Source organism: Pseudomonas sp. DY-1, from assembly GCF_003626975.1.
Lineage (GTDB): Bacteria > Pseudomonadota > Gammaproteobacteria > Pseudomonadales > Pseudomonadaceae > Metapseudomonas.
The window spans coordinates 3,235,106-3,260,186 of the sequence record NZ_CP032616.1; the positions used below are offsets into that span (position 1 = coordinate 3,235,106).

The 25,081-nt window shown below is 62.9% G+C and carries 21 protein-coding genes; 7 read left to right on the top strand and 14 right to left on the bottom strand.

What is annotated here, in order from left to right; all coding sequences use genetic code 11:
* Nucleotides 1-50 precede the first annotated feature (50 nt).
* From cgtA to rplU, 3 genes are all read right to left on the bottom strand, one after another.
* Nucleotides 51-1,268: an Obg family GTPase CgtA gene (cgtA, locus tag D6Z43_RS15265; RefSeq protein ID WP_120652999.1), complete on the bottom strand. Its 1,218-nt coding sequence runs from the start codon at nucleotides 1,266-1,268 to the stop codon at nucleotides 51-53.
* Nucleotides 1,269-1,408: 140 nt separating this feature from the next.
* On the bottom strand, nucleotides 1,409-1,666 hold the full coding sequence (rpmA, locus tag D6Z43_RS15270; RefSeq protein ID WP_120653000.1) for a 50S ribosomal protein L27: 258 nt from the start codon (nucleotides 1,664-1,666) through the stop codon (nucleotides 1,409-1,411).
* A gap of 24 nt (nucleotides 1,667-1,690) precedes the next feature.
* Nucleotides 1,691-2,002, bottom strand: a complete 312-nt coding sequence (gene rplU, locus D6Z43_RS15275) for a 50S ribosomal protein L21 (RefSeq protein ID WP_120653001.1) — start codon at nucleotides 2,000-2,002, stop codon at nucleotides 1,691-1,693.
* A gap of 244 nt (nucleotides 2,003-2,246) precedes the next feature.
* Between rplU and D6Z43_RS15280 the strand changes: the two genes are divergently transcribed.
* Nucleotides 2,247-3,215 carry a polyprenyl synthetase family protein gene (locus tag D6Z43_RS15280; RefSeq protein WP_120653002.1) on the top strand — a complete coding sequence of 323 codons (969 nt, stop codon included), beginning with the start codon at nucleotides 2,247-2,249 and terminating at the stop codon, nucleotides 3,213-3,215.
* 129 nt (nucleotides 3,216-3,344) lie between these two features.
* Complete coding sequence (locus tag D6Z43_RS15285; protein ID WP_120653003.1) at nucleotides 3,345-3,587, top strand: hypothetical protein; 243 nt, start codon at nucleotides 3,345-3,347, stop codon at nucleotides 3,585-3,587.
* 140 nt (nucleotides 3,588-3,727) lie between these two features.
* On the opposite strand, the gene D6Z43_RS15290 is transcribed toward D6Z43_RS15285, so the two are convergent.
* The 6 genes from D6Z43_RS15290 to D6Z43_RS15315 form a co-directional block, all read right to left on the bottom strand.
* Nucleotides 3,728-4,345 (bottom strand): FKBP-type peptidyl-prolyl cis-trans isomerase, encoded by a 618-nt coding sequence (locus D6Z43_RS15290; RefSeq protein ID WP_120653004.1) that lies wholly within the window; start codon nucleotides 4,343-4,345, stop codon nucleotides 3,728-3,730.
* Nucleotides 4,346-4,431: 86 nt separating this feature from the next.
* Complete coding sequence (locus tag D6Z43_RS15295; RefSeq protein ID WP_120653005.1) at nucleotides 4,432-4,737, bottom strand: DUF6482 family protein; 306 nt, start codon at nucleotides 4,735-4,737, stop codon at nucleotides 4,432-4,434.
* 122 nt (nucleotides 4,738-4,859) lie between these two features.
* Nucleotides 4,860-5,354 carry a TIGR00645 family protein gene (locus D6Z43_RS15300; RefSeq protein ID WP_120653006.1) on the bottom strand — a complete coding sequence of 165 codons (495 nt, stop codon included), beginning with the start codon at nucleotides 5,352-5,354 and terminating at the stop codon, nucleotides 4,860-4,862.
* A gap of 193 nt (nucleotides 5,355-5,547) precedes the next feature.
* On the bottom strand, nucleotides 5,548-5,889 hold the full coding sequence (locus D6Z43_RS15305; protein WP_028629637.1) for a hypothetical protein: 342 nt from the start codon (nucleotides 5,887-5,889) through the stop codon (nucleotides 5,548-5,550).
* Between the two features lie 211 nt (nucleotides 5,890-6,100).
* Nucleotides 6,101-8,611 carry a Lon protease family protein gene (locus D6Z43_RS15310; protein WP_120653007.1) on the bottom strand — a complete coding sequence of 837 codons (2,511 nt, stop codon included), beginning with the start codon at nucleotides 8,609-8,611 and terminating at the stop codon, nucleotides 6,101-6,103.
* A gap of 88 nt (nucleotides 8,612-8,699) precedes the next feature.
* On the bottom strand, nucleotides 8,700-9,023 hold the full coding sequence (locus tag D6Z43_RS15315; RefSeq protein ID WP_120653008.1) for a TraR/DksA family transcriptional regulator: 324 nt from the start codon (nucleotides 9,021-9,023) through the stop codon (nucleotides 8,700-8,702).
* A 161-nt stretch (nucleotides 9,024-9,184) separates the two neighbouring features.
* On the opposite strand from D6Z43_RS15315, the gene D6Z43_RS15320 reads away from it, so the two are divergent.
* From D6Z43_RS15320 to D6Z43_RS15330, 3 genes are all read left to right on the top strand, one after another.
* Complete coding sequence (locus D6Z43_RS15320; protein ID WP_120653009.1) at nucleotides 9,185-11,038, top strand: DUF4105 domain-containing protein; 1,854 nt, start codon at nucleotides 9,185-9,187, stop codon at nucleotides 11,036-11,038.
* A gap of 161 nt (nucleotides 11,039-11,199) precedes the next feature.
* A complete protein-coding gene (locus D6Z43_RS15325; RefSeq protein ID WP_120653010.1) occupies nucleotides 11,200-12,420 on the top strand; it encodes an RtcB family protein in 1,221 nt (406 codons plus the stop codon).
* A 91-nt stretch (nucleotides 12,421-12,511) separates the two neighbouring features.
* Nucleotides 12,512-12,874, top strand: coding sequence for a hypothetical protein (locus D6Z43_RS15330; RefSeq protein WP_120653011.1), 363 nt, complete (start codon nucleotides 12,512-12,514; stop codon nucleotides 12,872-12,874).
* Nucleotides 12,875-13,010: 136 nt separating this feature from the next.
* Here the strand turns inward: D6Z43_RS15330 and gdhA are convergent, their stop codons facing one another.
* From gdhA to ettA, 3 genes are all read right to left on the bottom strand, one after another.
* Complete coding sequence (gene gdhA / locus D6Z43_RS15335) at nucleotides 13,011-14,345, bottom strand: NADP-specific glutamate dehydrogenase (protein ID WP_120653012.1); 1,335 nt, start codon at nucleotides 14,343-14,345, stop codon at nucleotides 13,011-13,013.
* A gap of 600 nt (nucleotides 14,346-14,945) precedes the next feature.
* Nucleotides 14,946-15,476, bottom strand: coding sequence for a hypothetical protein (locus D6Z43_RS15340; protein ID WP_120653013.1), 531 nt, complete (start codon nucleotides 15,474-15,476; stop codon nucleotides 14,946-14,948).
* Between the two features lie 64 nt (nucleotides 15,477-15,540).
* On the bottom strand, nucleotides 15,541-17,208 hold the full coding sequence (gene ettA, locus D6Z43_RS15345) for an energy-dependent translational throttle protein EttA (protein ID WP_120653014.1): 1,668 nt from the start codon (nucleotides 17,206-17,208) through the stop codon (nucleotides 15,541-15,543).
* Nucleotides 17,209-17,548: 340 nt separating this feature from the next.
* On the opposite strand from ettA, the gene D6Z43_RS15350 reads away from it, so the two are divergent.
* Nucleotides 17,549-21,688: an EAL domain-containing protein gene (locus D6Z43_RS15350; RefSeq protein WP_120655276.1), complete on the top strand. Its 4,140-nt coding sequence runs from the start codon at nucleotides 17,549-17,551 to the stop codon at nucleotides 21,686-21,688.
* Between the two features lie 135 nt (nucleotides 21,689-21,823).
* Nucleotides 21,824-23,077: a serine hydroxymethyltransferase gene (gene glyA / locus D6Z43_RS15355; protein ID WP_120653015.1), complete on the top strand. Its 1,254-nt coding sequence runs from the start codon at nucleotides 21,824-21,826 to the stop codon at nucleotides 23,075-23,077.
* A gap of 486 nt (nucleotides 23,078-23,563) precedes the next feature.
* Here glyA and D6Z43_RS15360 read toward each other — a convergent pair whose 3' ends face one another.
* Nucleotides 23,564-24,631, bottom strand: coding sequence for an extracellular solute-binding protein (locus D6Z43_RS15360; protein ID WP_120653016.1), 1,068 nt, complete (start codon nucleotides 24,629-24,631; stop codon nucleotides 23,564-23,566).
* 243 nt (nucleotides 24,632-24,874) lie between these two features.
* On the bottom strand, nucleotides 24,875-25,078 hold the full coding sequence (locus D6Z43_RS15365) for a YbdD/YjiX family protein (protein ID WP_120653017.1): 204 nt from the start codon (nucleotides 25,076-25,078) through the stop codon (nucleotides 24,875-24,877).
* Between the last annotated feature and the right edge of the window lie 3 nt (nucleotides 25,079-25,081).

The following is a 25,081-nucleotide window of genomic DNA, read 5'->3' on the forward strand; positions in this document are numbered from 1 at the left end:
GGCAAGGCGCGCGGCCATGCGAACACCCACAGCGCCGGGCGGCGCCGGGATCAGGGTACGTAGAAGATTTCCGGCCCGTCGCCGTCATCCTCGTCGTCATCGAAATCGTCGTCGTCATCGACGCCAGCGCTCTTCATGCCGGCACGACGCAGGGCACGCTGGTCATCCATAGCCTGCAGACGGGCACGCGCCTCGTCCTCGATGCGCTGATCCAGCTCGGCAAGCTGCTCGGCATACTCCGGCTCCTCGCTCATGCGCAGGGTGCGCTCGTCGAGGTAACGCATGATCTCCTGCGAGAGTGCCTCGGTACCCTCGCGCTCCAGCGCGGAGATCACGAACACCGGACCCTCCCACCCAAGACGCTCGAGCACAGCCTTCAGGCGCGCATCGCGATCATCATCAAGAAGCTGGTCAGCCTTGTTCAGCACCAGCCAGCGATCACGCTCGGTCAGAGCCGGACTGAAGCGCCCCAGTTCTTCGATGATGGTTGCGGCAGCCTCGGCCGGATCGCTCTCATCCAGCGGCGCCATATCGACGATGTGCAGCAACAGACGGGTCCGCGCCAGGTGCTTGAGGAAGCGAATGCCCAGGCCGGCACCTTCCGCGGCACCCTCGATCAGACCCGGGATATCGGCCACCACGAAGGACTTGAAACGCCCCACACTGACTACACCGAGGTTCGGCACCAGCGTGGTGAACGGGTAATCAGCCACTTTCGGCTTGGCGGCGGAAACAGCACGAATGAATGTGCTCTTGCCCGCGTTCGGCAGCCCCAGAAGACCGACATCAGCCAGCACCTTCAGCTCCAGCTTGAGATCGCGGGACTCGCCCGGCTTGCCCTTGGTGGTCTGACGCGGCGCGCGGTTGGTACTGGACTTGAAACGGGTATTGCCCAGGCCGTGCCAGCCACCCTGGGCAACCATCAGGCGCTGCCCCGGCTTGGTCAGGTCGCCAATGATTTCCTGGGTCGCAGCATCGATGATCGTGGTCCCCACCGGCACCGGCAGGATCAGGTCCTCGCCCTTGCGACCAGTGCAATCCTTGCTGCCGCCATTTTCGCCACGCTGGGCATCGAAACGACGGGTGTAGCGATAATCAACCAGGGTATTGAGGTTCGGATCGGCCTCCATGAACACGGAGCCGCCATCGCCCCCGTCACCACCGTTGGGGCCGCCCTTTTCAATGAATTTTTCGCGACGGAAACTCATCAGGCCATTGCCGCCGTCGCCCGCTTTTACAAAGATCGATACTTCATCGACGAATTTCATCAGGACGCCTCCCGCCACGGGGACGGGTTGAGTGAAACAAAGCACATAGGATACAGGGAACCCTGCTCAATGCAGAGTTTCCATGAAGCAGAAACGAAAAAGCCCCGTCGCAAGACGGGGCTTCTCCAGCGAAGTCGCAATCAGGCTGCGACGATGCTTACGTACTTGCGGCCGAAAGCACCTTTGACCTCGAACTTGATCACGCCGTCCACTTTCGCGAACAGGGTGTGATCCTTGCCCAGGCCAACGCCGACGCCGGCGTGGAACTTGGTGCCGCGCTGACGCACGATGATGTTGCCAGCTTTGACAACCTGGCCACCGAACAGCTTCACGCCAAGGCGTTTACTTTCTGAGTCGCGGCCGTTGCGGGTAGAACCGCCAGCTTTTTTGTGTGCCATGAGTCAAATCCTCCAAAAAGGAAATTAGGCCTGGATGCCGGTGATTTTGATTTCAGTGAACCACTGGCGGTGGCCCTGGCGCTTCATGTGGTGCTTACGACGGCGGAACTTGATGATGCGCACTTTGTCGTGACGGCCTTGAGAGACCACTTCTGCGACCACTTTGGCGCCATCAACAACCGGAGCACCGATCTTCACGTCTTCGCCATTGCCGATCAGCAGGACGCGGTCGAAAGTCACGGATTCGCCAGTGGCGATTTCGAGCTTCTCGACTTTCAGGAATTCACCTTCAGCGACTTTGTATTGCTTGCCGCCGGTAACGATAACTGCGTACATGGATTTTCTCCGTTAAACCTGCTCACCCGACGCTTTATAAAAAGAGGTATCGGTCGGCATGGCTGCATGGGGCCGGAACTGACGCCCGTGCAATTGCGTAAGGCAGGAAAATGCCCAAGGAAGTTCAGGGGCCGCGATTGTACGCAAGCCGAGATTACCGCGCAAGCACCGCCAGCGCTCGCCTTGACAGCCCCCGGCCCGGTCCCTAGCATGCCGCGCATCCCAACAGGAGCACATCTGGCCGATGCAACCCCAGGCTTTCTACCGCGTGGTGGCGGACGATTTTACCGCAGTCGACGACATCATTCGCCGGCAGTTGACCTCTCGCGTCCCCCTGGTGGAAAAGATCGGTGACTACATCGTCTCCGCCGGAGGCAAGCGCCTTCGCCCTCTGCTCGTACTGCTGAGCGGCAACGCTCTCGGTTTCGGTGGCGACCAGCTCCGCCTGCTGGCCGCCACCATCGAGTTCCTGCACACCTCCACCCTGCTCCACGATGACGTGGTGGATGCCTCCGGCCTGCGCCGCGGCCGTTCCACCGCAAACGCACTGTGGGGCAATGCGCCCAGCGTGCTGGTGGGCGACTTCCTCTATGCCCGCTCCTTCGAAATGATGGTGGAACTCGGCTCCATGCCGGTGATGCGCATCATTTCCCAGGCCACTCGGGTCATCGCCGAAGGCGAAGTGCTGCAGTTGTCGAAAATCCGTGACGCCAGCACCACCGAAGAAACCTATATGGAAGTCATTCGCGGCAAGACCGCGATGCTCTTCGAAGCCTCCACACACAGCGCCGCTGTGCTCGCCGGTGCAAGCACCGAGCAGTCCGAAGCCCTGCGCCAGTTCGGCGACGCCCTGGGCATCGCTTTCCAGTTGGTGGACGACCTGCTCGACTACCGTGGCGATGCAGCCACCCTCGGCAAGAACGTCGGTGATGATCTGGCCGAAGGCAAGCCCACCCTGCCGCTGATCGCCACCATGCGCGACGGTACTCCGGAGCAGGCGAGCCTGGTGCGCAAGGCCATCCAGCAAGGCGGCAGCCAGGACCTGGAGGGTATTCGCGCTGCCGTGGAAGCAGCTGGCGCCCTTGACTACACAGCCCAACTGGCCCGCGACTACGCAGCCCGTGCCATCGCCTGCCTGGACACGCTGCCGGCCAATGCTTATCGCGATGCGCTGGTCGAGCTCACCGAGTTCGCAGTCGCGCGAACCCACTGAGGTTGAGCCAGCCGAAAAGCCCGTCTTGGTGACGGGCTTTTTTCTGCCTCGACGAAAAGCATCGACTAGCACTTGTTATTTATAAAATAAGAATTATTCTCATCTCGAAGATTTTCAAGGAGATGAGCCATGACCTACCTGATCGATGCCTGGCTGGATCGCCCCCACCCTTACCTGCGGATACTTCATCGGGAAACCGGTGAGGTCTGCGCCGTGCTGGAAGAAGAAGCCCTCGACGAACTGCGTGACCAGGGCGACCTCGACCTCGCCGGCCTCAACTCCAGCGAACCGCTGGTGCTCAAGGAACTGGTGCGCAACCTCTTCCTGTTCTGCTACGCCAGAGCATTGCGTCCGCACGGCGAGCTGCACTGAAGGTCATTTGGGAATCTGGATGACGCCAGGATGCGTCATCCGCAAGAGCGGCGCCCGGGCGCCGCTCTTGCAGCGAGGGCAAAGGCGCCCTCGCCGGTTCCTGGGCGTGTCAGGGACGACTAACCCAGGGGTCGACTGGATCAGAGGATGTCCAGGAGTTCCACGTCGAACACCAGCACGCTGTGCGGCGGGATACTGCCGACAGCCTGGCCGCCGTAGGCCAGTTCGCTCGGAACGTGCAGGCGCCATTTGCTGCCGGCATTCATCAGTTGCAGGGCTTCGACCCAACCGGCGATCACGCCGCCAACCGGGAATTCGGCCGGCTGACCGCGATCGTAGGAGCTGTCGAACACAGTGCCGTCGATCAGGGTGCCGTGGTAGTGAGTCCGCACGGTGTCTTCAGCGGACGGCTTTGCGCCCTCGCCCGCTACCAGTACTTCGTACTGCAGGCCGGACGGCAGGACGGTCACGCCTTCGCGCTTGGCGTTCTCTTCAAGGTAGCTACGGCCGGCGCCAGCGGCGGCTTCGGCCTTGGCCGCGGCTTCTTCCTGCATGCGCTCACGGATCACGCGGAAGCTGGCGGACAGGGCGGCGCCATCAACACGGCTTTCCAGGCCCTGGAAGGCATCGCTGAGGCCAGCGATCACAGCTTCCAGACTCACGCCGGGCGGAGGATTGTCACGGATCTGGTCGCCGAGCTGACGGCCAATGCCATAGCTGACGCGGGTTTCGTCGGTGGAAAGATCGAGTTGGGACATGGCGGAACTCCGCTCCGGGAAAAAAGGCCGGCCAGACTAGCACAGCTTCCCTTCCCCGGCGCGGGCTCCCGCCGGCAACAACCGGGTCAGTGGGAGACGCGAGTGGAAATGGGCACGCGCACCGTGTCCTGGCTGTCCGCCTCCATCCCACACATCTCATCGTGCACCACGCTGTGCACCAGATGGAACGGCAACTCCGGGAACTCGCGAAGCACTTCCCGCGCATGTTCCACCGAGCGCAGGTGCGTTGCATGCCCCTGGCCGTCGTCCAGATGATGGGTGCGGCCATCGATCCGGGCTTCCAGCAGGTAGATGCCGCCCTCCAGGGAGATCAGGTTGATTTCTTCGACGTGCCCGGCACGGGCATGACTACTGAGGTCGTGCAATTTCATGGCGTCGCCCTCGCTCGATGTACACCTCAAATCTAATGCACAGGAACCAATGGGGGCGGCAGATACGCAACCGCCCGTCCGCTTTTCAGCGGCCGGGCGGTCTGGATGGCGATTTCACCCGGTCAGTGGTCGTGCTTGGTCATCTTGTCCAGGTAACCCATGGCGAAGGCCGAGACGACGAAGGTCATGTGCAGGACGACGTACCACATGATCTTGTTGTTATCGATGTTCTGCGCGTCCATGAAAATGCGCAGCAGGTGGATGGATGAGATCGCTACGATGGATGCCGCTACCTTCATCTTCAGCGAGCCGGAGTCCATCTTGCCGAGCCAGCTCAGCTTCTCTTTGCTGTCGTCGATATCCAGTTGCGAAACGAAGTTCTCGTAGCCGGAGATCATCACCATCACCAGCAGGCCGCCCACCAGCGACATATCGATCAGCGACAGCAGCACCAGGATCAGATCCGCTTCGGTCTTCTCGAAGACGTGCGGCAGGATGTGCACGATTTCCTGGAAGAATTTCAGGGTCAGAGCCAACAGAGCCAGGGACAGGCCGAAGTAGATCGGGGCCAGCAACCAGCGTGCGGCGTACATCGAATTTTCTATAAAGCGTTCCATGGCTTCTCGTAGTCAGTAAAAAACCGGCCGCGAGTATAACTAGCTGTTTCCTACAGAAAAATAATGGCAGCACGGGGAGAAATATCCCCAAACACTGTGGATAAGTCTGTGAACGAGCACTGGAGCGTCTGGCGAACGCCGCTTCGGCCGCAGGCTTGCAGCCGCTGCACAAAAGCTGGCCAGCCGAAATCCGTCAGGTTTCAGGACGGAACTGGTAGTCACCAAGGTTTCGGCAACGTGTGCCATTGATGCGTCGCAGCTCACCCTGGAGATGCAGGCGCCAGATCGGCGGATCGTGGGCTTCGGTGTAGCCCTGCTCGGCCAGGCAATCGGCAATGGCGGAGAGTACCGACTCCGCCACGAGAGGCCCATGGAACGGGCCCTGGGCTTTGATTGCCGAGGGTTGCTCCCCCGACATCCCCGCTGCGCAAAGCAGCGTCCAGAGTCCATTCTCTCCCGCCAGCGGACGGATCACGCACTCGATCCGGGTCACGAGTCCCAGGCACTGGCGGGTAAGGCAGAGGTTGCGCGTCATGGCGGCTTTCCTCGCAGAGGCCTGTTTTCAGCCTACACCCGAGTTCAGACCTGCGAAAGCGCGATGCTTATCCACGTGAACTGTGGATAACCCTGTGTACAGGGTGAGGGAAAGGCGGTGGGGCGTTGGCTGACCGAGGCTCCTCCCCCACCGCTCAATGACTGACCAGCCACACCGGGCACCAACCCCGGCGTGACGAGTCAGGGTTTGCTCACGATGGGCCCTGAGTCTTGTCCGGAACCGGCGCCTTGCCCGGCTCCTGCTTGGGGCCCTTGCGCGCAGGCTTGGGCGGTGCCGCAACCTTGGCGACGGCCTCCACCACCTCCTGGGCAAGTGCTGGTTTCTCTTCTTCCTCCAGCCCCATCTCGGCGATTTCCCGCAGTCGCGCCACGACGCGGGCGTTGACGCTGCCTTCAGGGAACTGGCCCTTGTCGTCCGGAACACCCGCCGGCTCGCCCACCAGCAGGCTCAGGGCCTCGTCGGCCTGGCGAACCGCGTAGACGTGGAAGCGGCCCTGGCGCACCGCCTCCAGCACGCGCTCGTCCAGCATCAGGGTGGTGACGTTCGCGTGAGGAATGATCACCCCCTGCTCGCCGGTCAGGCCGCGGGCCTCGCAGAGCCGGAAGAAGCCCTCGATCTTCTCGTTGACGCCACCCACCGCCTGCACTTCACCGAACTGGTTGATCGAGCCGGTGATGGCAAAGCACTGCTTGAGCGGCGTGCGCGAGAGAGCGGAGATCAGGGTGCAGGCCTCGCCAAGGGAAGCGCTGTCGCCGTCCACATAGCCGTAGGACTGCTCCAGGGCGATGCTCGCGGAGATTTCCAGGGGGAATTCCTGGGCATATCGGCTGCCGAGGTAGCCAGTAAGGATCATCACGCCCTTGGAGTGGATGGGCTGGCCCAGGTTGACCTCGCGCTCGATGTCGACGATGCCCGAGCTGCCCGGGTAGACGGTCGCGGAAATCCGCGCCGGCACACCGAACGCCGAATCGCCCACTTCCAGTACTGTCAGGCCGTTGCACTTGCCTACTGCGGCGCCAGCGGTGTCGATCAGGATGATGCCCGCCAGCATGTCGTCGAGGATGCGCGCGGAGACGCGGCCAGTCCGCGTGGCCTTGGCCTTGAGGGCGCGGTCGATATGATCGGCGTCGGTCAAGGGCTCATTCGCCAGCTGACGGATGAAGTCCGCTTCGCTGACCAGCTGGAACAGGTCGCCAATGCGCGCGGAAAGGCGGCCCTGGTGTTCGGCCAGACGGGCGCTGTAGGTCGCCAGACGGGCTACAGCTGCGGCAGTGAGGGGGGCCATGCCTTCTTCCGAGGTGCGGGTCTTCAGCAACTGAGCGAACTGCTCCAGGCTGTCGTCCGACAGGGCAATTTCCTCGTCGAAGTCCACGAGCACGCGGAACATCTCCTGGAAGTCGGGATCCAGGTCCTGCAGCGTGTAGTAGAGCTGGCGCGAACCGATGATCACCACCTTGACCTGCAGCGGGATCATCTGGGGTGTCAGGGTCACGGTGGCCAGGCGGCCGAGCTCAGCAAGGGGCGACTCCATCTTCAGCTTGCGCGACTGCAGTGCGCGTTTCAGGGCATCCCAGACGAAGGGTTCGCTCAGCAGTTTCTCGGCTTCCAGGATCAGGAAACCGCCGTTGGCCCGATGCAGCGCACCTGGGCGCAGCTGGCGGTAGCTGGTGTAGAGGGCACCCTGGTCGGTGCCGTACTCGATACGGCCGAACAGGTTGTCATACGTGGGGTGCGGCTCGAATACCACAGGGGCACCGCCGCTGGCGTGATGGCCCACCACCAGGCTGGGGCAGTATTGCTCTTCCAGCAGCTCGCGACGCTGGGCGTCCGGCTTGTCGTCCAGCAGCTGGTCCACCACCGTCTTCAGCAGATTCACCTGCATGGCCTGCAGATAGGCCACCACGCCGGCATTCTCCGCGTACTTTTCCGACAGAGGCGAAAGCAGCGGTTGCAGTGCCTGGGTAATGGTTTCCTCGTTGAGATGGCGCAGCTGGTTGCTGGACTCGCGCTTCCACTGCGGCAGGCTGGACAGCTCCTCGTTCAGGCGCTCCTCCAGCAGGGAAATGTCGTCATGGAATCGATCGCGCTCGGCTTCATCCAGCTGGGCGAAGTCCGCTTCGTCCAGGGCCTTGCCGTCCTTCATGGGCGTGAAGGCGATGTTCGCGCTATCGCGATAGAGGGCGACATCCTTCTCCAGGGCCAGGCGCTCGATCACGTCCAGAGCACGGTCGTAACGCTGGTTGAAGGCGCGATCGATAGCGCTTTTCTTCTGTTGGAAAGTGGGCGTCTCGAATACCGCTGGGAAAGTAGCCAGCAGGTTATCCACCAGATGCTCGATGTCGCTGATGAAATCGTTCGCCTCGCCAGCCGGCAACTGCAAGGCCCGAGGCTCGCGGGGCTCTTCAAAGTGGTTGACGTAGAGCCAATCAGCCGGGGTTTCCAGGCGTTTGCCCTCGGCTTTGAGGTAGCGCTTGACGAAGGAGAAGCGGCCGGTGCCCGGCTCCCCCATCACATAGACGTTGTAACCGGGACGTGGCATCGCCACGCCGAACTGCAGGGCCTCCACCGCGCGCTCCTGGCCGAGCACGCCGCGGAAAGGCTCCAGATCTTCGGTCGACTTGAAACTGAACTGGTGGGGCTCGAAGGGACGGGTCAGCGCATCGGGCGCCAGTCGTAGGCTGGCAGCGAAGGAGTCAGGCATCGAGTGTCCTTAATGGCTCGGCAAGAAAGCAATGGCCGCATTCTGGCGCCGCCCTGACATCACTGGCAAGGCATAACGCCAGAGGTCTTCAATGGGGCAGGTCAGCGCAGCTCAGGCAGTACTCGGCCGCAGGTAGCACCGCCAGTCGCGCCGGCTCTATGGGCTCGCCGCAACGCTGGCAGTAGCCGTAGCTGCCGTCCGCCAGACGCAGCTTGGCCATGCCCACACGGCGCAGGGCAGCCTCGGTCTCGGCGAGGATGGCCGTCAGCACTTCGTCGTTCTCGCGCTCCCCCGCCTGTTCGGCGAAATCCGGTGAGTGGCTACTGGCCAGGTCTTCGCGAATCGAATTGGCGCGTGCGGTGTATTCCACTATCAGGGCGTCGAGGGCGGCCCGAGGGTCGGTGGTATTCATGCTGGAATCTCCCCTGTTCACTCCCTAAGTGTGGACGCTGTAACGCAGCCTGCACCCCGCTTGTGCAAACTTGCGCAAATGCACGTCTTAACCTTGCTTGACACCCGCCCCGGCGTTACCCAAAGCTCCGGGCGAATCTCTCACCAGGAAGAGCTGCGCCCTTGAAACGGATTTTCCCGTACCTCGCCCTGTGCACCTGGATCAACGCCCACGCCACTCCCCAGATCTCAGCCGAGCGCCTCGAGGCGCTGGCGAACAATCCCTATTGGATTGCCCTCGGCCATTACGAGACCGGAAAACTGGGTGGCTGGCGCAGCTATGTGGATGATCCCGACTTCTTCCTCGCCGAAGAGGGAGCGAGCGACCCGGCAGCCGAGCTACGTGCCACCCTGACGGCCCTCTACACGGCGACCGATCAAGGCGACAAGCATCCGCAATGTGTCTACCCCGCTCGCACCCGCTGGCTTCGAGAGCAGCTCCAGCTCAGCGACCTGCCGCAGCCGGTTTGCGGCGAATACAAGGCCTGGTACGCCGACATCAACCCGCACAGCACCGTTCTGGTATTCCCCGCCGCCTACCTGAACAGCCCCTCGTCCATGTTCGGCCACACGCTGCTGCGCATCGACCAGCCGGACATCCACGAAAACAACACGGCAATGCTCAGTTATGCGCTGAACTTCGGCGCATTCATCGAAGGGGCGGACAACAGCATCCTCTACGCCTGGAAGGGCCTGATGGGGGGTTACCCCGGCCTGTTCGCCCTGGTGCCCTACCGCGACAAGCTCAAGGAGTACAGCCGCCTCGAGAACCGCGACCTCTGGGAGTACCGCCTGAACCTCACCGCCGAGGAAACCGGGCGCATGGTGGAGCACGTCTGGGAGCTCAAGCAGATCCGCTTCGACTATTACTTCTTCGACGAGAACTGCTCCTACCGCCTGCTGGAACTGCTGGAGATCGCCCGCCCTGGAATCGAGCTCACAGACCAGTTCCCGATTACCGCCATCCCCACCGATACCGTGCGCGCGGTCAAGCAGGCCGGCCTGGTGGAATCGATCGACTATCGTCCCTCGCGAGAAAAGGAACTGCTGGCACGCGCCGAGCCGCTGAACCATGCCGAGCAACAATGGGTACGCCAGCTGGCCGAAAACGAAAAGCTGCTGGATGCCCCGGACTTCCTCGCCCTGCCCGCTCCACGCCGTGCCCTGATCCAGGACGCCGCCTTCCGCCTGGTTCGCTACCGCGCGACCGGGGAAGCGCGCAGCAGCGAAAACGCCACGCGCAGCTACAAGCTGCTGCGGAGCATCAATCGCAATCCGCCGCCGGAGCTGAGTCTGGACCGCCCCGGGCTGCCCGAGGAGGGCCACGAATCGCGTACCTGGCAACTGGGCGCTGGTACCCGTGAGGACCGTGCTTTCGCCGAGTACGGCCTGCGCATGGCCTATCACGACCTCAACGACAACCTGTCAGGTTTCCCGCTGGGTGCGCAGATCGAGATCCTCCAGCTCAAGCTGCGCCAGTACGAGGACAGCCACTGGCAGTTGCAGCGCCTGGACCTGGCCACCATCCGTTCACTGACCCCACGCGGGGAACTGCTCAAGCCCCTGTCCTGGCAAGTGGCCGGTGGACTAGAGCGCGTGCTGGGCGAAGATGGCGACGAACGCCTGGTCAGCCATCTCAATGGTGGTGTCGGTGGCTCCTGGCAGCTTGATGAAGACGCCCTCGGATTTGCCCTGGCAACTGCTCGCATCGAGCACAACGAGGACTTCGCCCCCTTCGTCGCCACTGCAGCGGGCTTCAACACCGGCCTGCTATGGCACAACCCGCTGGGCAGCCTCAGCCTGGAGGCGGCCGGTGACTACTTCCACAACGGTGAAGTCCGCCGCCGGCTCTCCCTCAACCAGCAATGGGACATCTACCGCAACCTCGGCTTGCGCCTGACAGCACAGCGGGAGTTCAGCCAGCTTGCCGCGCCAGTGAACGAAGTGATGCTCGAACTGAAGTGGTATCACTATTGATGGGTTTCGTACCTCAAAGAAACGCCGCGCGTCCCATCCCAAGGTGCCTGCCTTGTCACGGCGGCGGCAGCGATTACCGCCGGCGCAGCCATCTGTAAGATGCGTCGCCGACCTGCCCCGACAGGCCCACAATAGATATCCACTCCTACCTGGCAGCACCGATGAAACCGAACAACTCACAACTGCTGGAAGTGGCCGGCGGCAAACCCATTCGCCTCTGGACGCAGGGCGTGCCGGTGGAGGACGAAGCTCGCCAGCAGTTGATCAACACCGCGAAGATGCCCTTCATCTTCAAGCACCTGGCGGTGATGCCCGACGTTCACCTGGGCAAGGGTTCGACCATCGGCAGCGTGATTCCCACCGTGGGCGCCATCATCCCCGCAGCGGTCGGCGTGGACATCGGCTGCGGGATGATCGCCGCCCTCACCTCCCTGCACGCCCGCGACTTGCCGGACAATCTCCACGGCCTGCGCAGCGCCATCGAACGCGCGGTCCCCCACGGAAAGACCTTCGGCAGGCGTGACCAGGGCGCCTGGGATGATGTACCGGACATCGCTGACCAGGCCTGGCGGCCGCTGGCCCGACGTTTCAAGGCCATTACCGCGAAGTACCCTCGCCTGGAAAAGACCAATAACCGGCATCACCTGGGCACCCTGGGAACCGGCAATCACTTCATCGAGGTCTGCCTGGACGAAACCGACCGAGTCTGGTTCATGCTGCACAGTGGCTCGCGTGGGGTCGGTAATGCTATCGGTACCCTGTTCATCGAACTGGCCCAGGCCGACATGCGCCAACACATCGCCAACCTGCCCGACCGGGACCTGGCCTACTTCGAGGAAGGCAGTCGACACTTCGACGACTACGTGGAAGCCGTGGGCTGGGCCCAGGACTTCGCCCGGCAGAACCGCTCGCTGATGATGCAGGCGGTTATCGAGGCTGCCCGCAAGGCGCTCAAGCGTTCCTTCGAGGCCAGCCTGGAAGCGGTGAACTGTCACCACAACTACGTGCAGAAAGAACGGCACTTCGGCCACGAGGTACTGGTGACGCGCAAGGGTGCGGTGTCAGCGCAGAAGGGCGAACTGGGCATCATTCCCGGCTCGATGGGCGCCAGGAGCTTCATCGTACGTGGCCTCGGCAATGAAGACGCCTTCTGCTCCTGCAGCCACGGTGCCGGTAGGGCCATGAGCCGTGGACGGGCAAAAAAACTGTTCACGGTGGAAGACCAGATCCGCGCCACCGCCCATGTCGAATGCCGCAAGGACAAGGATGTGATCGACGAGATCCCCATGGCCTACAAGGACATCGACGCCGTGATGGCAGCCCAGCGCGACCTGGTGGAAGTCGTGCACACCCTGCGCCAGGTGGTCTGCGTCAAGGGTTGAGCGCCTTGACGTTTTCATCACGCGCCTCGCGCTAGAGTCGCTCGCAACCCCCATTGCGCGTGCGCCCGCTTCCCGGCGCACGGGAGTCAACATGGCGTCGCGTCACGCCGCCCTCTTCATACTCATCAGCAGCCTGCTGGCAGGGTGTGAGTCCACCCATGACCACCTGATCGCCCAGGGTTATCCACCTGCATTCGCCGACGGTTTCGCCGATGGCTGCAGCAGCGGCCGCCAGGCCGCCGGAACCATCAGCGGAGAATTCCGCAAGGACGTACCGCGCTATCTCAAGGACGCAACGTACGCCGAAGGCTGGAGCGATGGATTCCGCCAATGCCAGGCACAAGTGCAGAGCGAGGAACGCCGCGAGTACGAGGATTGGCGCCGCGATCGGCACGACGATGAATGGGAACGGGACAGGAGCAACGCCATGGGGAGGGCGTTGCATCCGGATTGACGGCAAAGAATCTGTAGGGGCGAATTCATTCGCCAAGCAGGCCGAAGGTCTGCCCGTCAGCCCCTGAAGGGGGCAGCCAAGCTGCCCTTGGCGAATGAGTTCGCCCCCACGAGGTCTGCCTCAGGAAACAGCAGCGTTACACCACACCTTGCGCCAGCATGGCATCAGCCACCTTCACGAAGCCGGCGATATTGGCGCCCTTCACGTAGTTCACCCGGCCGTTCTCCTCGCCGTAGCTCACGCAGGCGTGGTGGATGTTCTGCATGATGCCGTGCAGGCGCTGGTCCACTTCACCCGCGGTCCAGTGCAGGCGCATCGCGTTCTGACTCATTTCCAGGCCGCTGGTAGCAACGCCGCCGGCGTTGGATGCCTTGCCCGGAGCAAAGAGGATGCCCGCTTCGTGGAACAGGTCCACTGCTGCCAGAGTCGACGGCATGTTGGCGCCTTCGGCGACGCAGACACAGCCATTGGCCAGCAAGGCGCGAGCATCGTCGGCGTCCAACTCGTTCTGGGTCGCGCAGGGCAACGCGATGTCACAAGGCAGGGCCCAGGGACGCTGCCCAGGCAGGAAGCGCAGACCCGGGGCGGAGAGCTCACTGAGACGGCCACGGCGGACGTTCTTCAACTCCATCGCTGCTTCCCACTGTTCGACGGTCAGACCCGCCTCGGCGAACAGGGTGCCTTCGGAGTCGGACAGCGAAATCACTTTGCCGCCCAGCTCCATCACCTTCTGCGCCGCGTACTGGGCCACGTTGCCAGAGCCGGAAATGGCCACGCGCTGGCCGTCGAAGCCACGACCGATGCCTTTGAGCATTTCCTGAGCGAAGTAGACGCAACCGTAGCCCGTCGCCTCCGGGCGGATCAGGCTGCCGCCGTAGGCCAGGCCCTTGCCGGTGAACACCGACGTGAACTCGTTGGACAGACGTTTGTACTGACCGAAGAGGAAGCCGATTTCGCGGGCGCCGACACCAATGTCGCCGGCCGGCACGTCCAGGTCGGCGCCGATATGGCGGTAAAGCTCACTCATGAAGGACTGACAGAAGCGCATGACTTCGGCGTCGCTCTTGCCCTTGGGATCGAAGTCCGAACCGCCCTTGCCGCCGCCCATGGGCAGTGAGGTCAGGGAGTTCTTGAAGACCTGTTCGAAGGCGAGGAATTTCAGCACGCCCAGGTTCACCGAGGGATGGAAACGCAGGCCGCCCTTGTAGGGGCCGATGGCGCTGCTCATCTGCACGCGGAAACCACGGTTGACGCGGACCTGCCCTTGGTCGTCGACCCACGGAACCCGGAACAGCACGGCGCGTTCCGGCTCGACGATCCGCTCGACGATGCCGGCCTCCAGATACTGTGGATGGGTTTCAAGGAACGGCCAAAGGCTACGCAGTACCTCTTCCACGGCCTGATGGAACTCAGGCTGGTCGGGGTCGCGCTGCTTCAGGCGCAGCAGGAAGGCGTCGACAGATTGCGTCATGACTCTCACCAATTTCTTCTTTTGTGAACAATTTATGGCGCGAGACTCTACCAAGCCAGGCAGCACCTCGATAGGGCAAAATGACGCATATATGAATCTTTTTGGTGCAAAGAATATAAATCTTCACCAGCCGCAGTGAACTTACCTGCCAAAGGCCCAATTCCACGGGCACATAGAACGCACCCGTTCAAGCCATGAAGGCACCATCACAAAGCATCAACGCACCACAACGGACACTCAACCATTCATGCCTGATTGCTACATCGATGCCGGCGCTGCTGCCAGTCACGACTGGATACAATTCGCCATCTCAGGAACATGCGACGCGAGGAGAAATCATCGCGATGTGCCATATCGGCACTCATTGAGGAGTCCAAGGGATGCCCGGCCTGCGAAACGAACCCTGCACATTCATTGACACGGCACTTGGCGTCTTGATGCTGGGCGAGCTGATCACGCCAGCAGCAGCTCCAACGAACTGGATCGCCTCAAGCGCACTGTCGAAGAGCAAAAGAGCCAGATGGATCAATTGAAGCGCAGCGTCGAAGACCTCAACCGCAAGGTGAAGTAACCCAAGGCGTGGGACGGGGCCTGAACGGTTCAGCGCCCCGCCGACGTGCGCAGCACCTCTCGGGGATTGATGCCCAGTGCACTGCGCTTGCCGCGCAGCACTACCGCGCCGTGGTCCGGCAGGGAATGCCAGACATCTTCCGCAACGCAGACACCGACGCCCATTGCCGCGTCGTCCAGCACCAGCTCCACCCGGAACTGGCAGCCGAGGCCGCCGTCATCCTTGTCCAGAACCCTGGCCGCGAACTCGGCGTCCTCCCCCAGCCACTGGGTGTAAAGCGCCGCCACCGGCACCTGCAGCGCGCCCCAGACCACCAGGATCAGTAGCGACCCCAGGACAGCGTGTAGCTGCCAGCGCGCACTGTCGGTTTCCAACTGAAAGAGGCTGACGAAACGCTCCCGCCAGGCCAGCCAGGCGTACAGCCCGCTGCCAGCCACGAGGGCACAGCCGACCGAACCGGCTTTCCAGGCAGGTGACGGGTAGAACGAGAAGTACAGGCCGCAGACCCCGAACAACGCCAGGGACGAGAGCCAGAACAGGTAGTGATTGAATCCCTTCACGGAGCCTCCTGAAACGACAACGGAGCCAAAGGGCTCCGTTGTCTTCTGCTGCCTGCCCGGTAAATTACTGGGCGAGCTTCTTGTAGCGCACCCGGTGCGGCTGGGCGGCAGCCTCGCCGAGGCGTTTCTTGCGGTCCGCCTCGAACTCGGTGTAGTTGCCTTCGAAGAAGGTCACCTTGCCGTCGTCCTCATAGGACAGGATGTGGGTGGCGATACGGTCCAGGAACCAGCGATCGTGGGAGATCACGATGGCGGCGCCCGGGAAGTCCAGCAGCGCTTCTTCCAGCGCACGCAGGGTTTCCACGTCGAGGTCGTTGGACGGTTCGTCGAGCAGCAGCACGTTGCCGCCCTGCTTCAGGGTCAGGGCCAGGTGCAGGCGGCCACGCTCACCACCGGAGAGGTCCTTGACGAACTTCTGCTGGTCGGCGCCCTTGAAGTTGAAGCGGCCGACATAGCTGCGCGACGGGACTTCATAGTTGCCGATCTTGATCTGCTCGAAACCGTCGGAAACCTGCTGCCAGACGGTCTTGGTGCCTTCCAGGCTGTCGCGGCTCTGGTCGACGCTGGCGATCTGCACGGTTTCGCCGATGTCGATGGTGCCGGAGTCCGGTTGCTCCTTACCGGTGAGCATGCGGAACAGCGTGGACTTACCCGCACCGTTGCCGCCGATCACGCCGACGATGGCGCCTTTCGGAATGCTCAGGGACAGGTCGTCGATCAGGACACGATCACCGTAGCCCTTGGTAACGTTGTGCAGCTCGATGACCTTGTCACCCAGGCGCGGACCGGCCGGGATGTAGATCTCGTTGGTTTCGCTGCGCTTCTGGAATTCCTGGGATTGCATTTCCTCGAAGCGTTGCAGGCGCGCCTTGGACTTGGACTGGCGAGCCTTGGCGCCCTGGCGAACCCACTCCAGCTCGGCCTTCATGGCCTTGGCGTGGGAGGCTTCCTGCTTGGCTTCCTGGGCCAGGCGGTTGGCCTTGGATTCCAGCCAGCCGGAGTAGTTGCCCTCGAAGGGGATGCCGTGGCCACGGTCCAGCTCGAGAATCCAGCCGGCTACGTTGTCGAGGAAGTAACGGTCGTGGGTAATGGCTACCACGGTGCCGGGGAAGTCGTGGAGGAAGTGCTCCAGCCAGGCCACGGAGTCGGCGTCCAGGTGGTTGGTCGGCTCGTCCAGCAGCAGCATGTCAGGGGCGGACAGCAGCAGGCGGCACAGGGCCACGCGGCGCTTCTCGCCACCGGAAAGGTGTTCGATCTTCGCGTCCCACTGCGGCAGGCGCAGAGCATCGGCGGCGACTTCCAGCTGGCGCTCCAGGTTATGGCCATCGGAGGCCTGGAGGATGGCTTCCAGCTTGGCCTGCTCGGCAGCCAGGGCATCGAAATCGGCGTCCGGCTCGGCGTAGGCGGCGTAGACCTCGTCCAGGCGGGCCTGGGCCTGCTTGATCTCGCCCACCGCCTCTTCGACGATGTCGCGCACGGTCTTGGTCGGATCCAGCTTGGGTTCCTGGGGCAGGTAGCCGACTTTGATGCCAGGCATCGGGCGGGCTTCACCATCGATCTCGGTATCCACCCCGGCCATGATGCGCAGGAGGGTCGACTTACCCGCGCCGTTCAGACCGAGCACGCCGATCTTGGCGCCCGGGAAGAAGGAAAGGGAAATGTCTTTGAGGATCTCACGCTTCGGGGGCACGACCTTGCCGACCCGGTGCATGGTGTAGACGTATTGAGCCATGACTGACCTTGGTGCTGTGACGAATGTGGAATAAGGCGGGGAGCGACTATCAGGGAACAGGCGCTCCCGCGCGCGTGCGGCAAAGCTACCGGAATGCACCGGGGAGGGCAAACGACACTCGTCGGTCGTACTGGCACTTTGCATGCCTTCAGGGCATGCTAGCCGCCCCGCGCCCCATGTGGCACGGGACACCCCGTCACCTGCCAATCGAGCAGTAGCAGGAACGCCACGCTTGCCAGTCAGCTCCCGCCCTCCAACCCAGCATGAGCCAGGACATCTCCTGGCCAGCGCGCCCGCGCGCGGCTCGGTCAAGGGACTGCTGGTCGGTCTCGTGCTGCTGATGCTCGCACTGCTCCTCTGGCAGCTGCATCAGGAGTACCGCCAGCTGCAGGACGGCGCCCGGGAGCGCAACTACACGCTGACCCGCGAGCTGGCCAGCCACCTTGAGCTGGTCATGCAGATGAAGGCCGACGCGGTGCTTGCACTGCTTCGCCAGCAACCGACCAGGCCCGAGGTCGAAGACGAGCGACTGGCCGAACTTGAGCTCGTGCGCCCCATCCTGCCAGCGATCACCAGCCTGGCCTGGCTCAACCCCAATGGCGGCGTACTGGCAGATACCCAGGCCGACAGCGACGATGAACTGTTCCTCGCCAGCCTGGCCCAGCGTAGCGAGGGCCAGACCTATCACTTCGCCTTCAGCACCGCGGGTCGAGGCGAGGTCTACCTGATCCTGCGCCAGTCGCCGCTGCCCGAGCCCAGCGGCTACTGGGCCCTGCGCCTGGACGCCGAGGCCATTCGCACCTGGCTGCTCAAGCACGAAGACCGCAATTACCGCTGGCTACTGGAAGACCATTTCCTGCAGCGGGTCCTGGCGCAAAGCGGCAAATTCAGCCACAGCAATCCCATCGTGATGCCCGTGACCGCCGAGCAGGAAGGGCAGACCATCCTCGTTTCGGCGCTCAAGAACAGCGATTGGCAATTGCGAGCGCTGCACGACGAGCGCCAGGTACGCGCCCGACTGCTGCCTGAACTGCTCAGCAAACTGCTGCTGTTCCTCATCAGCGCCAGCCTGGCGTTGATCGCCCTCTACTACCTGCAGCGCGAGCAACGCGGCCTGCGCGAACTCAACGCCGCATCACGACGCTCGCTGCGCCAGGCTGCCAGTGCCCTTGGTGTGATCGAGGAGCGTGTGCTGGTGACCCAGGTAGACGGCCGCCTGAGCTACCTCAACCCCCAGGCCGAGACCATGTTCGGCATCAGCGGCGAAACCGCCCAGGACCACCACCTGCTGGCCCTGCTGCCGGGCCTGGACCCGCTGCTGCTCAATGCGCCGAACCTGGACCACGAACTGGGTTCGGACCTGGTGCAGTTTCGGCGCAACGGCGAGACGCGCCTGCTGGCTGTCACCCGTAACGATCTCAATGACGGTAGCCAGCTGCTCGGCTATGTCTGGGTGGTGCGCGACGTCACTGAAGAGCAGCACGCACTGCGCGTACTGCAGGAAACCCGGCGTCGCTACCAGGACATCTTCGAGGGCAGCGGCATCGCGCTCTGCGTGCTGGACCTCGCCGATCTGCGCAAGTACCTGATCCAGCAAGGTATGCGCGATCACGCCAGCCTCGCGGCATGGTTCAAGGACAATCGCGAACGTCACGCCGAACCGCTGCGCCTGCTGCGTATCACCGAGGTGAACCAGGTGGCCATGCGCCTGCTGGAAGTCAGCAGCAGCGAGCAGGCCTGGTGCCAGTTGATCGGCACGCACCCACTGCGTGAGGGCGGCATCCGCTTCCAGGTGATGGCCGCCCTGCTGGGAGGCAACAGGCACCTGGAAATGGAAAGCCAGATCGTCACGGCCCAGGGACAGGTGAGACACATCTGGCTGGTGCTGCACCTGCCGGACATGATCCAGGACCTCGAAGCCGTCACCCTCAGCATCAGCGACATCACCAGCCGCAAACAGGTCGAGCTGTCGCTGATCGAACGTGAGCGATTCTGGTCCGACGTGGTGCTGGCGGTGCCCGATACCCTTTATGTGCACGACATCATCAGCAAACGGGTGATGCTCACCAACAATCGCCTTGCCCAACAGCTGGGCTACAGCCGAAAAGATGTGCGCAAGATGGGCGAGCGCTTCTGGGAGGAAGTGCTACATCCCGACGACGCCGAACAGTACTGGCGCGTGCGCAGCCTGCAGCAGGTAGTGGGCGATGGCATGCTTCTGCAGTGCCAGTTGCGCTGGCGACACAAGGACGGAAGCTGGCACTGGTTCGATGTGCGCGAGCAGGCCCTGGCCCGCGACGACAAGGGCCGCGTCAGCCGCCTGATCGGCGTGGCGAAAGACATCACCGAGCAAATCGAAGCCACCGAGTCCATGCGCGAGAGTGAACGCCGCTACCGCATGCTGGCCGAAAGCATCAGCGACGTGATCTTCACCACCGACAGCGAACTACAGCTCAACTACGTCAGCCCCTCGGTCCAGCCAGTACTCGGCTATAGCGCTGACTGGGCCATCGCCAACGGTTTCCAGGGAATGGCGGCCGACCCACGGCAAATGCTCGAGCTGTTCGATCAGCTTGAGCAGATTCGCAGCGCCCTGGGCAACCCCCAGCGCCTGGCCGAACTGCGCAACCAGATGCCGGCGCGGCTGTTCCTTTTCGACTGCATGCGTGCCGATGGCCAGAAGATCCCGGTGGAACTGCGCACCATGCTGATGTGGGACGAATACGGGCGCTTCGAAGGCATGCTCGGCGTCGGTCGGGACATCAGCCAGCAACGCCGCGCCGACAAGGATCTGCGCATGGCGGCTACGGTGTTCGAGCACTCCACCTCGGCCATCCTCGTCACCGATCCGGCGGGTTACATCGTCCAGGTCAACGAAGCCTTCTGCCGCATTACCGGCCACAAGGCCGACGAAGTGCTGGATCAGCTGCCATCGATGCTCACCGCCGACCGCCAGCAGGCCAATCAGCTCAACTACATCATTGGCCAACTCAACCAGCGCGGCAGTTGGGAAGGCGAGATCTGGCTCAAGCGCCACGAAGGCGACACCTACCCCGCCTGGGTCGGCATCACCGCCGTGCACGACGAAGACGGTGACCTGGTCAGCTACGTCTGCTTCTTCAGCGACATCAGCGAGCGCAAGGCCAGCGAGCAGCGCATCCATCGCCTGGCCTACTACGACGGCCTGACCCACTTGCCCAACCGCACGCTTTTCCAGGACCGGCTGCATACGGCCCTGCAGTACGCCGAGCGGCACCAGGAATGGGTGGTGCTGATGTTCCTCGATCTCGACCGTTTCAAGCCGATCAACGACTCCCTCGGTCACGCCGCCGGCGATCGCATGCTTAAGGATGTCGCCGTGCGCCTGGCGGCCTGCGTTCACGATGACGACACCGTGGCGCGCATGGGCGGCGACGAATTCACCTTGCTGCTGCAGCCACGCGCCACCCGAGAAGGCGCCCTGAACCGGGCCGTGCATGTCGCCGAACAGATCCTCGACAGCCTGGCCCGCCCCTTCGTTCTTGAAGGCCGCGAGTTCTTCGTCACTGCGAGCATCGGCATCGCCCTCGCGCCCCAGGACGGCCGCGAGCTGAGCCAATTGATGAAGAACGCCGACACGGCGATGTACCACGCCAAGGAACGCGGCAAGAACAACTTCCAGTTCTACCAGGCGGATATGAACGCCCGCGCCCTGGAACGCCTGGAACTGGAGAGCGATCTGCGTCACGCCCTGGAGCAGGGCGAATTCCTTCTCTACTACCAGCCGCAGTTCTCCGGCGACGGCAAGCGCCTGACCGGAGTGGAGGCCCTGCTGCGCTGGCGCCACCCCAAGCGCGGGTTGGTACCGCCTGGTGAGTTCATTCCGGTGCTGGAAGAGCTCGGTCTGGTGGTGCAGGTAGGCGACTGGGTACTGAACGAAGCCTGCCGCCAACTCAAGGCCTGGCACCAGGAGAAGATTCGCCTGCCGAAGATTTCGGTGAACATTTCCGCCCGCCAGTTCGCCGACGGACAACTGGCCGAGCGCATCGCCGCCATCATCGAAGACAGTGGCCTGCCACCGGCCTGTCTGGAGCTGGAATTGACCGAGAGCATCCTGATGCGCGACGTGGCCGAAGCCATGGACATCCTCGAGAACCTCAAGCGCCTGGGCCTGTGCATTGCAGTGGACGACTTCGGCACCGGCTACTCATCGCTCAACTACCTCAAGCAGTTCCCCATCGACGTACTGAAGATCGACCGCAGCTTCGTCGACGGCCTGCCCGATGGCGAGCGCGACGCACAGATCGCCCGCGCCATCATCGCCATGGCCCACAGCCTGAACCTGGCGGTGATCGCCGAAGGCGTGGAGACCCACGCCCAGCTCGAGTTCCTTCGCGAACACGGTTGCGACGAAGTCCAGGGCTACCTCTTCGGCCACCCGATGCCGGCGGCGCGCTTCGAGCACCTGTTCGGCAGCAGTGCCAACTTCATCCTCAGCTGAGTCGGCGTTCAGTTCCGCACAAGCGCTGGCCATGAGGGCCACTTGTCTGTCACATGACCGACCTTCATATGCCAGCCAGCGACCTATCAGGTAGAATGCGACCCTTTCCTAGCACCGATCCTTATGAGGACCGCCATGTTCAGCCGTGATTTGACCCTCGCCCGCTACGATGCCGACCTGTTCGCCGCCATGGAGCAAGAAGCCAAGCGCCAGGAAGAGCACATCGAGCTCATCGCCTCCGAGAACTACACCAGCCCGGCGGTGATGGAAGCCCAGGGCTCCGTGCTGACCAACAAGTACGCCGAAGGCTACCCGCACAAGCGCTACTACGGTGGCTGCGAATACGTCGACATCGTCGAGCAACTGGCCATCGACCGCGCCAAGGAACTGTTCGGCGCCGACTACGCCAACGTTCAGCCGCACGCGGGTTCCCAGGCCAACGCCGCTGTCTACCTGGCGCTGCTCAATGCCGGTGACACCATCCTCGGCATGAGCCTGGCCCACGGCGGCCACCTGACCCACGGCGCCAGCGTGAGCTCCTCCGGCAAGCTGTACAACGCCGTACAGTACGGCATCGATGCCAATGGCCTGATCGACTACGACGAAGTCGAGCGCCTGGCCGTCGAGCACAAGCCGAAGATGATCGTCGCCGGCTTCTCCGCCTACTCCCAGGTTCTGGACTTCCCGCGCTTCCGCGCCATCGCCGACAAGGTAGGCGCCTACCTGTTCGTCGACATGGCCCATGTTGCCGGTCTGGTCGCCGCTGGCGTCTACCCGAACCCGGTTCCGTTCGCCGACGTGGTCACCACCACCACCCACAAGACCCTGCGCGGTCCGCGTGGCGGCCTGATCCTCGCTCGCAAGAACGAAGAGATCGAGAAGAAGCTGAACTCCGCTGTATTCCCGGGCGCCCAGGGCGGTCCGCTGGAGCACGTGATCGCCGCCAAGGCCGTGTGCTTCAAGGAAGCCCTGCAGCCTGAGTTCAAGACCTACCAGCAGCAGGTCCTGAAAAACGCCCAGACCATGGCCCAGGTCTTCATCGACCGTGGCTTCGACGTGGTTTCCGGCGGTACCCAGAACCACCTGTTCCTGCTGTCGCTGATCAAGCAGGACATCACGGGTAAAGACGCCGACGCCGCCCTGGGTCGCGCCTTCATCACCGTGAACAAGAACTCGGTACCGAACGACCCGCGTTCTCCGTTCGTCACCTCCGGCCTGCGTATCGGCACCCCGGCGGTCACCACTCGCGGTTTCAAGGAAGCCGAGTGCCGCGAACTGGCCGGCTGGATCTGCGACATCCTCGAGAACATGGGCGACGAGTCCGTGATCGACGCGGTTCGCGAGAAGGTCAAGGCCATCTGCGCCAAGCTGCCGGTTTACGGCAAGTAAGCGACAGAGCAACGAGAAAGCCCGGCAAATGCCGGGCTTTTTTGTGGGTGTTCAGCTCGTACCGGATTGGCAATCCGGTACGAGTCGGCTTCGACATAGGTGACCCGTTCATTGCCGAGTGGACTTCCACTTTCTGTTTCGTCTTCCCAGGCGAGTCCCTTCCTCAATCGGCAGATGGCCGCACCCGGAAAGAAGCCAAAGGGCTTGCCCCTGCATCCGGCCCCGGCTTCGCCGGGGTGCCCTCCCTCCATCATTGCGCTGGGCTTACTGAAGAGGCGGAGTCGCTGCCCCACCTCCTCTGCAAACCTTCAGGCGATACCCACGCATCAGCATTGTTCTGCCACTTCCGGTGCGAGTCCCCCCTCTACCTCGGGGAGAGGGGCGGGGGTGAGGGAAGCCCGCGCCTCTCGCGCAATCTTGCCAATCGAGGATGAGACCTTGATCTGGAAATCCGCATACCTCCAAGGCCTCAGGATGCTCCACCCCTCACAACGCAGTACGCGCCGCCTTGATCTGCTGCCACAGCGCGTCGACGTGCGTTTTCTGCTCTGGCTTCAGGCGCTCCAGGAAGTACAGGCGCTTTCGCTCTGCCTGGTCGGGCACCAGCATCGGTTGCTCCTGCGCCAGCCGGGCCATTTCCGGCGAATCTGCCGCCATGGGCGAATAGAAGCGCGATGCCAGGGCATTGCGCCGCGCATTCTCGGGCTTCAGCAGATAGTCGATGAACCGGTAGGCAAGGTCGGGCCGCGCGGCATTGGCGGGAATCGCCAGGCTGTCGATAAACACCAGGGCACCCTCATCAGGAATCCGAAAACGCAGCGCAGGGTTCTTTTCCGCCGCCGTCAGCGCATGTCCAACCCAGGCCATGGCCACACAGAGCTTGCCGCTGGCGAGGTCGCCGACATAGCCGTCGTTGTCCAGGTTACGGAACTGCCCCTGCATGGCCAGCAACTGCTTGCCGGCCTGGTCAATCTGCCGGGTGCCTGCCTTGCTCAGGTTACGGCCTCGATAGTTGAGCCATAGTGAAAGGGTCTCCTCCGGTGCATCCAGCATTCCCAGGCCGCAGCCCGCCAGGCGCGATCGCTGCTGCTCGTCGAAGAGCAGGCTCCAGCTGTTTGGCAAGGCACCGCCAAGCGCCGCTTCAGCCAGGGACGGATTGCTCACCAGGCCAACCGAGCCCCAGAGATAGGGCACCACGTAGCGGTTCGCAGAATCGAATCCGGCCAGCATGGCCAGCAGTGCAGGGTCCAGGCTGCCGTAATGGGGCAACTGAGCGAAATCCAGAGACTGCAGGCGCTTTTCGCCGATCAACCTTGTGAGCTGGAAATGCGAGGGCACCACCAGGTCGTACTGCGCCGACCCGGCCAGGGCCGCATCCAGGTCAGCGGCAGTATTGAAAGTGGTGTACTCGACGCGAATCCCGCTTTCACGCTGGAAAGCGGCGAGCACCTCGGGATCGATGTAGTTGGTCCAGTTGTAGACCCGCAAAACCTCTTCGGCCTGGGCAAACGCGGTCAGCAACGTGCACAGCAACAGGCAGAACGTCTTCTTCATGGTTCCCTCCCGCCCTGCTCCGTTGAGGGCTGGGAAGGATTAGAACCATCACCATCGACGGCGTCGTGATCGTGCGTGCCAGTCACTTGTGTCTGGCTGCCGGATTGTTGGGACTGCGGGCCGGTTCGCACCGGGCCCAGGTGGCACGTCACGTGGAGTGGACCGCGCTTCACCGGTCCAGCAACTGAGCACAAAAAAAAGCGCCACGACAACGCGTGGCGCTCCTTGCCTCTGCCTTTCAGCTCAGCAACAACGCACGGGCCGTCCCTTGCCACCGCCGTAACGCGCCTCCTGGCGCTCGCGGAAGAACTCCTCGTAAGTCATTACCGGCTTGTCCGGGTGCTTGTTGTGCATGTGTTCGACGTAATTGTCGTAGTCGGGCATGCCCACGAGCATTCGCGCGGCCTGCCCGAGGTATTTCCCCATGCGGCTCAAGTCATTGAACATACG

What these genes read in the sequence shown, in the direction of transcription:
- cgtA (WP_120652999.1), bottom strand. Translation starts at nt 1,268, where the DNA reads ATGAAATTCGTCGATGAAGTATCGATCTTTGTAAAAGCGGGCGACGGC.
- rpmA (WP_120653000.1), bottom strand. Translation starts at nt 1,666, where the DNA reads ATGGCACACAAAAAAGCTGGCGGTTCTACCCGCAACGGCCGCGACTCA.
- rplU (WP_120653001.1), bottom strand. Translation starts at nt 2,002, where the DNA reads ATGTACGCAGTTATCGTTACCGGCGGCAAGCAATACAAAGTCGCTGAA.
- D6Z43_RS15280 (WP_120653002.1), top strand. Translation starts at nt 2,247, where the DNA reads ATGCAACCCCAGGCTTTCTACCGCGTGGTGGCGGACGATTTTACCGCA.
- D6Z43_RS15285 (WP_120653003.1), top strand. Translation starts at nt 3,345, where the DNA reads ATGACCTACCTGATCGATGCCTGGCTGGATCGCCCCCACCCTTACCTG.
- D6Z43_RS15290 (WP_120653004.1), bottom strand. Translation starts at nt 4,345, where the DNA reads ATGTCCCAACTCGATCTTTCCACCGACGAAACCCGCGTCAGCTATGGC.
- D6Z43_RS15295 (WP_120653005.1), bottom strand. Translation starts at nt 4,737, where the DNA reads ATGAAATTGCACGACCTCAGTAGTCATGCCCGTGCCGGGCACGTCGAA.
- D6Z43_RS15300 (WP_120653006.1), bottom strand. Translation starts at nt 5,354, where the DNA reads ATGGAACGCTTTATAGAAAATTCGATGTACGCCGCACGCTGGTTGCTG.
- D6Z43_RS15305 (WP_028629637.1), bottom strand. Translation starts at nt 5,889, where the DNA reads ATGACGCGCAACCTCTGCCTTACCCGCCAGTGCCTGGGACTCGTGACC.
- D6Z43_RS15310 (WP_120653007.1), bottom strand. Translation starts at nt 8,611, where the DNA reads ATGCCTGACTCCTTCGCTGCCAGCCTACGACTGGCGCCCGATGCGCTG.
- D6Z43_RS15315 (WP_120653008.1), bottom strand. Translation starts at nt 9,023, where the DNA reads ATGAATACCACCGACCCTCGGGCCGCCCTCGACGCCCTGATAGTGGAA.
- D6Z43_RS15325 (WP_120653010.1), top strand. Translation starts at nt 11,200, where the DNA reads ATGAAACCGAACAACTCACAACTGCTGGAAGTGGCCGGCGGCAAACCC.
- D6Z43_RS15330 (WP_120653011.1), top strand. Translation starts at nt 12,512, where the DNA reads ATGGCGTCGCGTCACGCCGCCCTCTTCATACTCATCAGCAGCCTGCTG.
- gdhA (WP_120653012.1), bottom strand. Translation starts at nt 14,345, where the DNA reads ATGACGCAATCTGTCGACGCCTTCCTGCTGCGCCTGAAGCAGCGCGAC.
- ettA (WP_120653014.1), bottom strand. Translation starts at nt 17,208, where the DNA reads ATGGCTCAATACGTCTACACCATGCACCGGGTCGGCAAGGTCGTGCCC.
- D6Z43_RS15350 (WP_120655276.1), top strand. Translation starts at nt 17,549, where the DNA reads ATGCTCGCACTGCTCCTCTGGCAGCTGCATCAGGAGTACCGCCAGCTG.
- glyA (WP_120653015.1), top strand. Translation starts at nt 21,824, where the DNA reads ATGTTCAGCCGTGATTTGACCCTCGCCCGCTACGATGCCGACCTGTTC.
- D6Z43_RS15360 (WP_120653016.1), bottom strand. Translation starts at nt 24,631, where the DNA reads ATGAAGAAGACGTTCTGCCTGTTGCTGTGCACGTTGCTGACCGCGTTT.
- D6Z43_RS15365 (WP_120653017.1), bottom strand. Translation starts at nt 25,078, where the DNA reads ATGTTCAATGACTTGAGCCGCATGGGGAAATACCTCGGGCAGGCCGCG.